The sequence below is a fragment of the Acinetobacter lwoffii genome, from assembly GCF_022967985.1.
Taxonomy (GTDB): Bacteria; Pseudomonadota; Gammaproteobacteria; order Pseudomonadales; family Moraxellaceae; genus Acinetobacter.
Genome location: NZ_JALJVC010000027.1, coordinates 20,775 through 32,772, shown reverse-complemented (window position 1 = coordinate 32,772; position 11,998 = coordinate 20,775). Strand labels below are relative to the sequence as shown.

Here is an 11,998-nt window from a genome sequence, read left to right as displayed (position 1 = left end):
ATTTACAGCCAGCAAAACAGGTGCATCTCTGCTAGGGATGTATTAAAATTGCGACGTATTCAGGTGTTGCAGGTCAACACCTTTTTTATTTTGCTATTTTTACTTTTTAGGTATCTACCCATGACCGTTCAAATGAGCGTAATGATTTCCGCTGAAGAAATTCAAGCTAAAGTCAAAGAGCTTGGTGCTCAAATCAATGCACACTATGCCAATAGTGACAAAGAACTTGTGCTCATCGGTTTATTACGTGGTTCAGTGATTTTTATGGCTGATTTATGTCGTGTGATTTCAAAACCGCATGAACTGGATTTCATGACTGTGTCCAGTTATGGCGGTGGCACGGTATCGTCACGTGATGTAAAAATCCTGAAAGATTTAGACGGTGAAATCCGTGGTAAAGATGTGTTGGTGGTTGAAGATATTATTGATTCAGGCAACACTTTAAGCAAGGTACTCGAAATCCTGCAAACCCGTGAACCTAACTCGATTCAACTGTGTACTTTGGTAAGTAAACCATCGCGTCGTGAAATCGATCTGAAAGTCGAATTTATGGGCTTTGAAGTTGAAGATAAATTTATTGTGGGTTATGGCCTAGACTATGACCAGAAGTACCGTCACCTGCCATTTATTGGTGAAATCGGTCTTTAAAATCAGGTTGAAAAAAGTGGCATAAGCCACTTTTTTTATGCCTAAAATGGACAGGAAACCGGGAACAAAAAATAACATCTCGTTTCAGGATTCAACTTTTTATAATCCTGACTTTATTTCAAGATGATTAAACAGATGTGAAAACAAAGACATGACAAGAAGGAGTATGCATATGTGGACAATTATTGTGGCGATCGTCATTGGTTTTGTAGCAGGTCTGATTGCACGTGCCATTCACCCGGGTAATGATAAGGCAGGTTTTATCATGACCACCTTATTGGGTATTGCCGGCTCCTTATTGGCGACTTTTGGTGGTCGTATGCTCGGTCTGTATTCGGCAGATTCCGCAGCAGGTCTGATTGCTTCCGTGATTGGTGCTGTGATTATTCTGTTTATTTATAATATGGTGACCAAACGCCGCACGGTCTAAATCAAGTTGACGCTGACTGGATCACCTTAATAAAAAAGCACCCAATGAGGTGCTTTTTTATATTGAACGACTGATATCTTTATTTAATTTTTATAAATTGAATTCTTTAAAAATCTGCTCAATCTGCTCTGCCGGATAGGCGCCCATTACCTTAAAGCCATTGGAAAAAATAATCGCAGGTGTCCCATTCACACCCATAGACTGAGCCAGTTTTTTATTCCGCTCAATCGGATTGGCACAACTTTTTTTCGATTTAGGTTGAATCCCTTGAGCAATAAGATCTTCCCATGCCTGAGCTGGATTAGACTCGCAATACACCTGTTTGGAAGGAGCAACCGACTGGGGTTTTAAAGGAAGAATAAAGGTATAAATGGTCAAGTCATTCAGTTTTTTCAGCTCTAGCTCAAGCTTTTTACAATACGGGCAATTTGGGTCAGAAAAGATCGCAATCTGACGTTTACCCGTACCTCTTACACTTTTCACAGCATCCTGAAGCGGTAATTTTTTCCAGTCGATACTATTTTGCTTCAACATTAAATCACGGGTCAGATTATGCTGATCCTGAATTCGCAGCATCGGGCCAGCAATCAGATGCTTGGCATCTTCATTCAAATAAACCACTTGGCCCTGCATGGAACCGCTATAGATGCCTTTCATCTCCGTAGTCTGAATATTTTCAATTTTTAAATTGGGACTGTTTTTTGCCAAGTTAGTTTGTACCGTATCAATATTGGCAAATGCAAAGCTCGAAATGAATGTACTTAAACTAATGATCAGTGTTTTTTTTAACATGAATGTTCTACATGAATTGGATAAGAATATGCTCGATTCTAATTGCTCTGCTTTTAAATTTCTCAAACATTTATGTTACTGTTTACACTCAATTAAACAAGCTCACCATGTTTCACGTGGAACATAATGTATAGCATTATATTTAACTTCAATATATCTAGAAAACATATCAATATTCATAATAAATAATTGTTTTATATATTTAAAATATTTTAAATGATAAATATCTTACTCATTCAACCTTGACCGATTTTCTGCATCCATTCTAAACTGCAGACACTTTTTATTTTCCTCGCTACGCCCTGACATGGATTGGCCAAGGATCAACACTATAACGGCATTTTCATGACAATAACGACCAGCTGGCGACCGTTCTTGATGGTCAGCCTGGCTTTAATGATGGGAACGATTGGTACTGCTTTGGCCAGTCCGCTTTATCCGATTTATCAAGAGCTCTGGCATTTGCTTCCCAGCCAGATCACCTACATTTTTGTCGCCTATATGTTTGGCTGTCTCTCGACCTTGTTGTTTTTGGGCAGAACCAGTAACAGCATCGGATTTTTACGGACCCTGCAAATTGGTCTGGCCCTGATCACGCTGGGTTTGATCATTTCCGTTTTTGCCCAGAATGCACTGATCCTCTCGATTGGCCGTTTTATTATTGGGATTGCCTCGGGCTTGATGACCACTTCTGCCATGATGGGTTTAATGCATACCATCCCAGAAAGCCATAAACACACTGCACCACAACTGATTTCAATCATCACCGCAATGGGTTTTGGTTTGGGACCCTTGGTCGGTGGTGTGATTGCGCAGTTTTCCGCTGCCCCTTTGGTGATGCCATATTTACCGATTATTCTGGGTGCCGTACTGTGTTTGATTGGCCTGTTCTGGATCAAAGCACCCAAGTTTGAGGCGCAGCCCTTTAGCATGGCGCCTAAACTGCAACGACCTGAAGCGCAGTTTCATCGGGTGTTTATGATTATTGCAGTGACGGCTTTTAGTGCCTTTGCTGCCTTTAGCCTGTTTGCCTCACTGTCGCCGTCCTTTGTGCGAAATATTTTACCTTGGCATGGCCCTCTGGTCAGTGGGCTGGCCATTACCAGTATCTTAGTGGTTTCAGTGATCGTGCAATTTATGGCCAAAGCGGTTGCAGCGTCCAAATGTCTGAATATCGGCCTGATGATGATGTGCTTGAGCCTGATGGTTTTAGCGCTATGTATGTATTCGAAAATCAGCCTGCTATTTTTTATCAGTGATATTTGCTTTGGAATTGGCCATGGTTTTGCCCTGATGGGTGCTTTTGCCCTGATTCATCAAATGACCAGCTTAGACAACCGTGCAGCCGTCATGTCAACCTATCTGTTTATTGCCTATCTGGGCACTATTGTCCCTATCATTGCCGTGGGTTATCTGGCCGATCATTGGGGGCTGGATTTCGCCGTAATCAGCTTTTGTATCGCGATTAGTTTGCTGTGTTTTGCGCTGTGGTGGGCGTATCAAAAATCCCGCCTACCAGCCTAAAAAAAGCCCTCAGTTGAGGGCTTTTTTGATGTTTTATTAAATAATTACTTTCCAATACAGAATGAACCGAAGATCTTGCCCAGCAGGTCATCTGCACTGAAATCACCAGTGATCTCACCCAATGCATTTTGCGCCAGACGTAAGGACTCCGCTACCAGTTCACCGGCGTTATACACCACCAGTTGTTCACGCGCCTCAGCCAGATAGAGCTGAGTGCGCTTCATTGCGTCTAAATGACGGGTACGTGCGATAAAGGTGTCTTCCTCAGGCTGGAAGCCTGCATGCGCTGTAATCGCTTCTATGAGCGCCTGAACGCCGGTTTCCTGCTTGGCAGAGACTGCGATATGCCGGAAACCATTTAAATCTCCAATCACGGCTTCAGCACCGGTCAGGTCGCATTTATTGCCAATCAGCATCAAACGTTTCGGTTCTATATGTTCAGCAAAATATTCCTGGGCGAGTTGCAGCGGATCTTCGCCCTGGCTTAAGTCATAGACCAAGAGCAATAAATCGGCCTGTTCGATTTCTTTAATTGCGCGGCGGATCCCTTCTTTTTCCACGATATCGCCAGTTTTACGCAAGCCCGCAGTATCGGTGAGGGTAATCGGCAGACCATTTAAGGTAATTTTTTCATGCAGGACATCACGGGTGGTACCGGCAATATCGGTCACAATCGCGCGTTCAATTCCAGCTAATGCATTCAGTAAGGAAGATTTACCGGCATTCGGTTTCCCTGCAATTACCACCTGTAAACCTTCACGTAACAATTGACCTTGACGTGCGGATTGCTGTACTTGAGTGACTGCACTGGATACGCCATCCAGCAGATTTAAAATTTTGCCATCTGCGAGAAAATCAATTTCTTCTTCCGGAAAATCAATTGCAGCTTCCACATGCAAACGCAGGTGAATCAGCTGCTCAAGGACTGCATTGACTTTGGTCGAGAAAGCCCCTTGCAGTGAACGTACAGCAGAACGTGCAGCCGCTTGCGAAGTTGCATCAATCAGGTCGGCAATTGCTTCAGCTTGTACCAGATCCAGCTTGCCATTTTCAAAGGCACGCATCGAGAACTCACCGGCTTTAGCCGCTGTAGCTCCGAGCTCCAGCAAACGGCCAAGCAGGGCATTCTGAATCACCGGACCGCCATGACCTTGCAACTCGACCACATCTTCGCCGGTAAAAGAGTTTGGATTCGGGAAGCAAATCGCCAGTCCTTCATCCATGACTTCGCCGGCCGCATCATAGAACTGGCGGAAACCGGCAAAACGGGCTTTAGCCAGCTCTTTTTGTGTCAGTTGCTGGGCAATCTCATAGGATTTCGGGCCTGACAGGCGAATCACCCCAACGCCGCCACGTCCTGGTGGAGTGGCAATCGCAGCAATAGTTGTGGTTCGGTTGAGCATAAAATTCACCTGCAAAGACTCAAAAATACAGCCAAAAAAAATCCGCCTAAGATTACCATCTTAAGCGGATTTATTCAGCCTATCCGTACAACTTAGTTGACTGGAGTGGCCTCATCACGTTTCGCGCGATCTTTGGCAACAGACTTGTTAATCAAAGTTTGTTGCAGAATCGTGATCAAGTTGTTGACGATCCAGTACAGGACCAAGCCTGCCGGGAAGAACAACAAGAATACGGTAAAGATAATCGGCATAAACTTGAAGACTTTTGCCTGCATTGGATCCGTCGGTTGTGGATTTAACGACTGTTGGATATACATCGTCAAGCCCATCAACAACGGCAGGATGAACCAAGGATCCATTGAAGACAAATCCTGAATCCACAGCATCCATGGCGCATGACGCAGTTCCACAGATTCCATCAATACCCAGTACAAGGCTAGGAAAATCGGCATTTGTAATAACAGCGGTAAACAGCCGGCAAGCGGATTGACCTGTTCACGTTTGTACAATGCCATCATTTCTTGAGAGAAGCGCATCCGGTCTTCACCGAACTCTTCTTTCATGCGTTGCATTTCTGGCGCAATCACACGCATTTTCGCCATCGAGCGATAGCTCTTCGACGACAATGGCCACAGGATTACTTTCACCAAGATAGTCAACAGAATAATTGCCCAGCCCCAGTTACCCACCAGACCATGGAAGAATTCAAGACCGACAAACAGTAATTTCGCAATTGGCCATAACCAGCCATAATCAACGGTCTGGTTTAAACCCGCAGCCAAATCTTTCAGTTCTGACTGGATTTTTGGACCTGAATAGAAAGTCGCATCAATTTCAGCCACTGTACCTGCAGGCACATTGAACGTCGGTGAGGTAAAACCGATGATGTTCATGTTATCGGTTGATTTACGTGATTCAAGCTTGGCGCTATAAGCTTCGCCATTGCCTTGAGTCAACTTCAGCTGACCTGGAACCCATGCACTGACAAAGTAGTGCTGTACCATTGCCACCCAACCACCTGTCGCTTCAGTACTGACTTTTTCTTCAACAAAGTTGTCGAATTTAAGCTTGTTGTACTGCTCGTCCGGGGTACCCCATGCACCGCCGAGGAATGTTCCCAGCGTGAAGATCCCCTGATCAGATTTGCCTGGATCTTCCGAGTTATCCCGTTTGATCTGACCGAACATCTGACCTTGCCAAGTCTGGCCACTGCGGTTAACCACTTTGTGATTTACCACGACCGGATATTCACCTTCAGTGAAATTGAAGGTCTTGATAATCTCGATCCCGTCAGCGGTTTTAAACACTAGCGGTACAGACAATACTTTCAGGTTTTCACCATCTTTGGATTTGACTGTTTTCGCATCTGCCAGAGTATAAGCCGTTTTTTCCAGCTCATACATTGGACGGCCGTTACGGCTGCTGTCCGGTCCATTCAGACCGATCAGGCCAGACTGGGCGACATAAGTACGTTTCGCATCGCTTTCCAGCATCACGAACGGTTCATCGCTGTCTTTGTTCTTGTCATGATTGAGTAATTCAATACGAACAATATCACCACCCTTAGGATTGATCCAAAGGTGATAAAGGTCAGTTTGTACTGAAATAAGCTGCTGACTTACAGGTGCTGTGGCATCCGTGGCTTGCTGTGCTGGCACATTTGCTTGTGGCAGATCAGAGGCAACTGTAGCCGTCTGACCATTTGGCAAATCTGCAGATACGTCATGCGAAACAACAGCAGTTTCCTGCTGCGGTTTTGTTTCAGCATTTCCATAATCTTTTTGCCACGCCAAAATGAGCAAATATGCGACAACAAACATGGCTCCGAGAATTGCAATCCTGGCCCATTGTTGCATATGTATTACCCCAAGTGGTGAGAGTGATTTTGGTTCAATAAACGATCACGAAAGGGTACAGCAACGTGAAGCGTTTGAGAATCTATTTGCTGAAATGAAATAAAACGAATCGCTTTTGAGGGAACAGGATCATATCCCGAGCCCCCCCACGGATGACAACGGCAAATACGTTTAGTAGCCAGCCACACTCCACGCCCAGCGCCATGCATCTGGACTGCTTCCAAGGAATATTGAGAACAAGTTGGAATATAACGACAGCGCGGTCCAAGAAGAGGACTAATCGCAATCTGATAGAAACGGATCAACCAATGCAGTAAACGTACCATTGGCCAACTCTACTTTTGTGGGGAGGGGGCTATTTTTGAATGCTTTTTGGCGAGACGGTTCAGTTTCTGCCAGGCAAATTGTAATTGCTGGTGCAATTCTGCATTAGGCACTGCTTCAACACCCATTTTCGGCATGATTACAATGTCTAAGTCATCTAATTGCTGTTGATGCAGGCGAAAACTTTCGCGAGCAAGTCGTTTTACTCTATTTCTTTCGTGTGCACGTCGCACTTTCTTCTTGGCAACAACTAAACCCAAACGGCTATTTGGCAGTTCGGAATGTTTTGCAAGAAATAAGAAATGGGGTTGATGCACTTTAAAAAGCGCACCATCAAAGACACCTTTATAATCGGCAGCACAGCGTAATCGCAACTCTGTGCCAAAACTATAAAGTTTTGTCATAACACCCAAAATCGTCTTAGCGTAACTGATTAAACAGTTAAGCTATGACGACCTTTTGCACGACGGCGAGCTAATACTTGACGACCAGCTTTAGTAGCCATACGAGCACGGAAACCATGAACACGCTTACGCTTTAATTCAGACGGTTGGAATGTACGTTTCATATTGAAACTCCAAAAAATGATCTTTCTATGAAGGTCCGCGATTTTAGTGCTCATTGCTTGAGCTGTCAATGCAAAAGCGGTTTTCTTTTCAAATAAGATCAAAAAATATAAAGACCCTAGTTGTTCAGAGAACTGAATAAAAAATAGTTCAACTTAAGTTAATCACAAATTAAGTTATTGTTATATAAAGATATATAAGTTATGAACAACTCTATCAACAAAGTTATCCACATGTTATCCAGAGTTTAAATTTAACTTACGGTTTTGAATTTAAATTTGAAGTTTTTTGAGTTATCCACAAAAACCAGTGATCTTATAAATAAATTCAAATTTATAAATTTAAATTTATTACTATTAGGGAGCGCTTTTTCTATGGATAAGCCACTTTTTATTTATTTAAACATGAGCTTATATTGTGGATAAAACTGTTTCTATTAATTTTATACTTTGTGGATAACTTTATGATATATTTTATCCACAGCTTGCGGATAAACTTATCCACACTGGGTTTTAAATTTAATTTTATGCATGGTGATTTCTTTTTGCACAGTTTTTGTGGAAATTGCCATGACAGATGTGGATAACTTGGTTAGAATGGCGACCCGCTTTTGGTCGCGGTCATCTTTTTTGAATGAACAATGGAATGAATAGGGGATTCACATGCTTTGGACGGACTGCTTAAATCGCCTGCGACAAGAGCTCTCTGGAAATGTCTTTACAATGTGGATTCGCCCATTGGTTGCAGAAGAGCTGGAAGACAGCTTGCGTTTGTATGCACCTAATCCTTACTGGACGCGTTACATTCAAGAACATCATCTGGAACTGATCACGATTCTGGCAGAGCAATTGTCTGAAGGACGGGTACGCAAGGTCGAAATTTTGGTCGATTCACGTCCAGGGGCGATTTTATCTGCCAGTGAACAACCGGCGACTACGACGGCGGCATTGACTTCGACACCGATGCCGGTGCCGAAACCGAAGAAAGAAAAAGAAGACAGCGGCAAAAATAGCCGTAGACGTCAGTTGAATCCTTTGTTTACCTTCTCGCTGTTTGTGGAAGGTCGATCTAACCAGATGGCGGCAGAAACCTGTCGCAAGGTGCTGACTCAGCTGGGTGCTTCACAGCACAACCCGTTATTTTTATATGGTCCGACCGGTCTGGGTAAAACCCACTTGATGCAGGCGGTCGGCAATGCACTGTTGCAGGCCAAACCGAATGCACGTGTCATGTACATGACCGCAGAAAGTTTTGTACAGGACTTTGTCAGCTCGTTGCAGCAGGGCAAAGTTGAAGAGTTTAAGAAAAATTGCCGTTCTCTGGATTTATTACTGGTCGATGATATTCACTTGTTGGCCGGTAAAGAAGCTAGTTTGGTCGAGTTTTTCTACACCTTTAACGCACTTCTGGACGAGTCTAAACAGATCATTCTGACTTCAGATCGTTATCCTAAAGAGCTAACCGAACTCGATCCACGTCTGGTTTCACGTTTTTCCTGGGGGTTGTCGGTCGGGGTTGAACCACCAGATATTGAAACTCGAATTGAAATTCTGCTGAAAAAAGCAGAAAGCAACCAGGTTGATTTACCACGTAACTGTGCGCTGTTTATTGCCCAGCAGGTGGTGGCTAACGTGCGTGAGCTGGAAGGTGCGCTGAACAAAGTGGTGGCGATTTCACGTTTTAAAGGCACACCAATTGATCTGGATGTGGTGCGTGAATCTTTAAAAGATGTGCTGGCGATTCGTGCCCGTACTATCAGTACTGAAAATATTCAGCGTGTCGTGAGTGAGTATTTCCGGATTCCGCTGAAAGAACTGGTCGGTCCAAAACGCACCCGGATTTATGCCCGCCCACGTCAACTGGCGATGGGGCTGGCACGTGAATTAACAGGCGACAGTTTTCCGGAAATTGGCATGGCTTTTGGCGGTCGTGATCACAGTACCGTGATGCATGCTTGCGAGAAAGTACAGAGTCTGCGTGAAGAAGATCCGATCTTTAACGAAGACTATAAAAACCTGCAACGTCTGTTGCAAAGTTGACCTAAATCGCTCAAATTCTATTCTTGCTATGCGGCTGCTTTTGCCGCATAGTAAACCGTCAAAAAAATCACTTTTTCTATATTAATCTTCAGCTTTAGAGGAATGCACCGTGCGTTTAAAAATCGCGAAAGAAAGCTTACTGAATGTTCTCTCACATGTCGTAGGAGCGGTTGAACGTCGCCATACCTTGAATATCTTGTCTAACCTGAAAATTCAGGTGACTGCGCAAGCATTGACCGTGACCGGTTCCGATCTGGAAGTTGAACTGGTGGCGAGTACAGCACTGGCTGAAGGTGCATGTTTGCAGGAAGGCGAGACCACAGTTCCTGCACGTAAGCTGATTGATATCTGTAAGTCACTTCCTTCAGCAGCATTGGTGGATTTGCATATCACTGAAGATCAGCGCTGCATCCTTAAATCAGGCAACAGCCGTTTTGTACTGGGGACATTGCCTGCTGATGATTATCCATTGCTGAACACTGAAAACACCCAAGGCACGCAAGTAACGGTGACACAGCGTGAGCTAAAACGCCTGTTCGAAAAAACTGCTTTTGCCATGGCGGTTCAGGATGTACGTTTTTACCTGACCGGTACCTTGCTGGAAATTGATGCCAATCAGCTACGTGCTGTGACCACCGATGGCCACCGTCTGGCACTGTGTGAAACAGCGGCACAATCCACTGCAGCACAACCGATTCAGGCGATTGTGCCACGTAAGGCCGTTGCAGAATTACAGCGCCTGCTCAGCGTTGAAGATGAGCAATTATCTCTATTGATTGGTCGTGAACTGCTCAATGTGACCATCAAGATGCCAAGCCGTGACAAGGAACAGGCGGATATTACCGTGCGTTTCACCACCAAGCTGATTGATGGTAAGTTCCCGGATTATCGCCGTGTGATTCCACGTGGTGGCGACAAAGTGGTGATGATCGCACATGACGTGTTCAAGCAGTCTTTGCAACGTGTGGCGATTTTAAGTAATGAAAAGCTGCGTGGTGTGTTTCTAAACTTTAATGCCGATTCTTTGCAACTTCGCGCCAATAACCCGGAGCAGGATGAAGCGATTGAAGATCTGGCGATTCAATATGCTGATTCACCGCTAGAAATGTCATTTAATGCGCAGTATCTGATTGAAGTACTCGGTGTGCTTGATGGCGATGATGTGTCAATGACCATGACTGAAGCGAATCAGTCTGTCTTGGTACAAGACCCGGCGCATACGGATCAAACCTATGTCGTCATGCCGATGCGTGTTTAAGCCGCGGCTCTTGATATTTATATAAGACATGCATATTACGCGTTTACATATTGAGCGTGTGCGGAATTTAAAGACGGTTGCTCTCCAAGGATTGCAGCCGTTTAATGTTTTTTATGGCCAAAATGGTTCAGGTAAAACCTCGATTTTAGAGGCGATTCATTTACTTGCTGCTGGTCGTTCTTTCCGTACCCATATTCCCAAAAATTATATCCAGCATGGCGCACAGGATGCGATTGTGTTTGCACAATCTGCGACTGAAAAAATAGGCATGCAAAAAATGGCCAGCGGGGAACAGTTGATCAAGGTCAATGGCGATCTAGTGGCAACTCAGGGACAACTGGCCAAACTGTTACCCTTGCAACTGATTGATCCACAAAGTACCGATATCATCGATCATGGTGCCAAACCACGACGTCAATTGCTCGACTGGTTAATGTTCCACGTGGAACCAGAGTTTTATCATGCCTGGCAATATTATTCTCGTGCGCTGAAACAGCGAAATAGTCTGCTCAAAAGCAAACGCTTTCTCAGTCTGTCTGATCTGGAACCGTGGAACCAGATGCTGAGTGAATATGGTGAAATCCTGCACTCGCAACGTGTCGGGATTGTGGAACAATGGAAGCCATTTTTTGAAGATGATCTGAAACAGTTATTACCTGAATTGCAAGTCAGTCTGGAATACAGTCCGGGCTTTCATAGTGAAACCGGCCTGCTAAATGATCTGACCAACCAGCATGAAAAAGACTGTGAGCGACGCTATACCGAATATGGCCCACATCGCGCAGATTTGCGTTTAAAGACCCCGATGGGGGATGCTGATGTGATCCTGTCGCGCGGGCAGAAAAAGCTGCTGATGATCGCACTAAAACTGTCGCAAATCGCAATGCTACATTCTTGTAATAAGGAAACTGTGGTATTATTAGATGATGTGACAGCAGAATTAGATTTAACCGCACAACAACGTTTAATTGAGCGATTGAGCCAACTTGGTAGTCAAGTTTTTATTACCACCTTAGACCATGAATCAGTACAAAAGCACTTACATGATTTGTCTATCTCATATCAGTTATTCAGTGTTGAAAACGGTACAGTTCAAGTTGTGCAATAATATTTTTTGAGTTTTACCCATCTTTGGATAGACCTATTTTTCACTAGGGA

General features: G+C 44.3%; 12 protein-coding genes. 6 read left to right on the top strand and 6 right to left on the bottom strand.

Annotated features, from left to right (window positions below; translation table 11 throughout):
* Nucleotides 1–120: 120 nt before the first annotated feature.
* Together hpt and MWG72_RS13865 are read left to right on the top strand one after the other, a co-directional pair.
* Nucleotides 121–648, top strand: coding sequence for a hypoxanthine phosphoribosyltransferase (hpt, locus tag MWG72_RS13870; RefSeq protein ID WP_004647133.1), 528 nt, complete (start codon nt 121–123; stop codon nt 646–648).
* Between the two features lie 172 nt (nt 649–820).
* Entirely contained in the window at nt 821–1,078 is a 258-nt protein-coding gene (locus MWG72_RS13865; protein ID WP_004281926.1) for a GlsB/YeaQ/YmgE family stress response membrane protein, read from the top strand.
* Between the two features lie 90 nt (nt 1,079–1,168).
* Here the strand turns inward: MWG72_RS13865 and MWG72_RS13860 are convergent, their stop codons facing one another.
* Nucleotides 1,169–1,870 carry a DsbC family protein gene (locus MWG72_RS13860; protein ID WP_247144293.1) on the bottom strand — a complete coding sequence of 234 codons (702 nt, stop codon included), beginning with the start codon at nt 1,868–1,870 and terminating at the stop codon, nt 1,169–1,171.
* A 345-nt stretch (nt 1,871–2,215) separates the two neighbouring features.
* Here MWG72_RS13860 and MWG72_RS13855 point away from each other — a divergent pair, with 345 nt between their 5' ends.
* Nucleotides 2,216–3,394: an MFS transporter gene (locus MWG72_RS13855; RefSeq protein WP_479681890.1), complete on the top strand. Its 1,179-nt coding sequence runs from the start codon at nt 2,216–2,218 to the stop codon at nt 3,392–3,394.
* A 44-nt stretch (nt 3,395–3,438) separates the two neighbouring features.
* Here MWG72_RS13855 and mnmE read toward each other — a convergent pair whose 3' ends face one another.
* The 5 genes from mnmE to rpmH all read right to left on the bottom strand — a co-directional run bounded on the left by mnmE (nt 3,439) and on the right by rpmH (nt 7,545).
* Nucleotides 3,439–4,797, bottom strand: a complete 1,359-nt coding sequence (gene mnmE / locus MWG72_RS13850) for a tRNA uridine-5-carboxymethylaminomethyl(34) synthesis GTPase MnmE (RefSeq protein ID WP_247144292.1) — start codon at nt 4,795–4,797, stop codon at nt 3,439–3,441.
* A 92-nt stretch (nt 4,798–4,889) separates the two neighbouring features.
* On the bottom strand, nt 4,890–6,653 hold the full coding sequence (yidC, locus tag MWG72_RS13845) for a membrane protein insertase YidC (protein WP_005245552.1): 1,764 nt from the start codon (nt 6,651–6,653) through the stop codon (nt 4,890–4,892).
* Between the two features lie 5 nt (nt 6,654–6,658).
* Nucleotides 6,659–6,979 carry a membrane protein insertion efficiency factor YidD gene (gene yidD, locus MWG72_RS13840; protein WP_004281931.1) on the bottom strand — a complete coding sequence of 107 codons (321 nt, stop codon included), beginning with the start codon at nt 6,977–6,979 and terminating at the stop codon, nt 6,659–6,661.
* Between the two features lie 9 nt (nt 6,980–6,988).
* Complete coding sequence (gene rnpA, locus MWG72_RS13835; protein WP_004281932.1) at nt 6,989–7,381, bottom strand: ribonuclease P protein component; 393 nt, start codon at nt 7,379–7,381, stop codon at nt 6,989–6,991.
* Between the two features lie 29 nt (nt 7,382–7,410).
* Nucleotides 7,411–7,545: a 50S ribosomal protein L34 gene (gene rpmH / locus MWG72_RS13830; protein WP_000831329.1), complete on the bottom strand. Its 135-nt coding sequence runs from the start codon at nt 7,543–7,545 to the stop codon at nt 7,411–7,413.
* Between the two features lie 660 nt (nt 7,546–8,205).
* Between rpmH and dnaA the strand changes: the two genes are divergently transcribed.
* From dnaA to recF, 3 genes are all read left to right on the top strand, one after another.
* Entirely contained in the window at nt 8,206–9,582 is a 1,377-nt protein-coding gene (dnaA, locus tag MWG72_RS13825; RefSeq protein WP_004281934.1) for a chromosomal replication initiator protein DnaA, read from the top strand.
* Nucleotides 9,583–9,691: 109 nt separating this feature from the next.
* On the top strand, nt 9,692–10,840 hold the full coding sequence (dnaN, locus tag MWG72_RS13820) for a DNA polymerase III subunit beta (protein ID WP_247144291.1): 1,149 nt from the start codon (nt 9,692–9,694) through the stop codon (nt 10,838–10,840).
* 28 nt (nt 10,841–10,868) lie between these two features.
* Nucleotides 10,869–11,948 (top strand): DNA replication/repair protein RecF, encoded by a 1,080-nt coding sequence (recF, locus tag MWG72_RS13815; RefSeq protein ID WP_180039048.1) that lies wholly within the window; start codon nt 10,869–10,871, stop codon nt 11,946–11,948.
* Nucleotides 11,949–11,998: the final 50 nt, after the last annotated feature.

Coding starts and splice junctions, on each gene's coding strand:
- hpt (WP_004647133.1), top strand. CDS start 121: ATGACCGTTCAAATGAGCGTAATGATTTCCGCTGAAGAAATTCAAGCT.
- MWG72_RS13865 (WP_004281926.1), top strand. CDS start 821: ATGTGGACAATTATTGTGGCGATCGTCATTGGTTTTGTAGCAGGTCTG.
- MWG72_RS13860 (WP_247144293.1), bottom strand. CDS start 1,870: ATGTTAAAAAAAACACTGATCATTAGTTTAAGTACATTCATTTCGAGC.
- MWG72_RS13855 (WP_479681890.1), top strand. CDS start 2,216: ATGACAATAACGACCAGCTGGCGACCGTTCTTGATGGTCAGCCTGGCT.
- mnmE (WP_247144292.1), bottom strand. CDS start 4,797: ATGCTCAACCGAACCACAACTATTGCTGCGATTGCCACTCCACCAGGA.
- yidC (WP_005245552.1), bottom strand. CDS start 6,653: ATGCAACAATGGGCCAGGATTGCAATTCTCGGAGCCATGTTTGTTGTC.
- yidD (WP_004281931.1), bottom strand. CDS start 6,979: ATGGTACGTTTACTGCATTGGTTGATCCGTTTCTATCAGATTGCGATT.
- rnpA (WP_004281932.1), bottom strand. CDS start 7,381: ATGACAAAACTTTATAGTTTTGGCACAGAGTTGCGATTACGCTGTGCT.
- rpmH (WP_000831329.1), bottom strand. CDS start 7,545: ATGAAACGTACATTCCAACCGTCTGAATTAAAGCGTAAGCGTGTTCAT.
- dnaA (WP_004281934.1), top strand. CDS start 8,206: ATGCTTTGGACGGACTGCTTAAATCGCCTGCGACAAGAGCTCTCTGGA.
- recF (WP_180039048.1), top strand. CDS start 10,869: ATGCATATTACGCGTTTACATATTGAGCGTGTGCGGAATTTAAAGACG.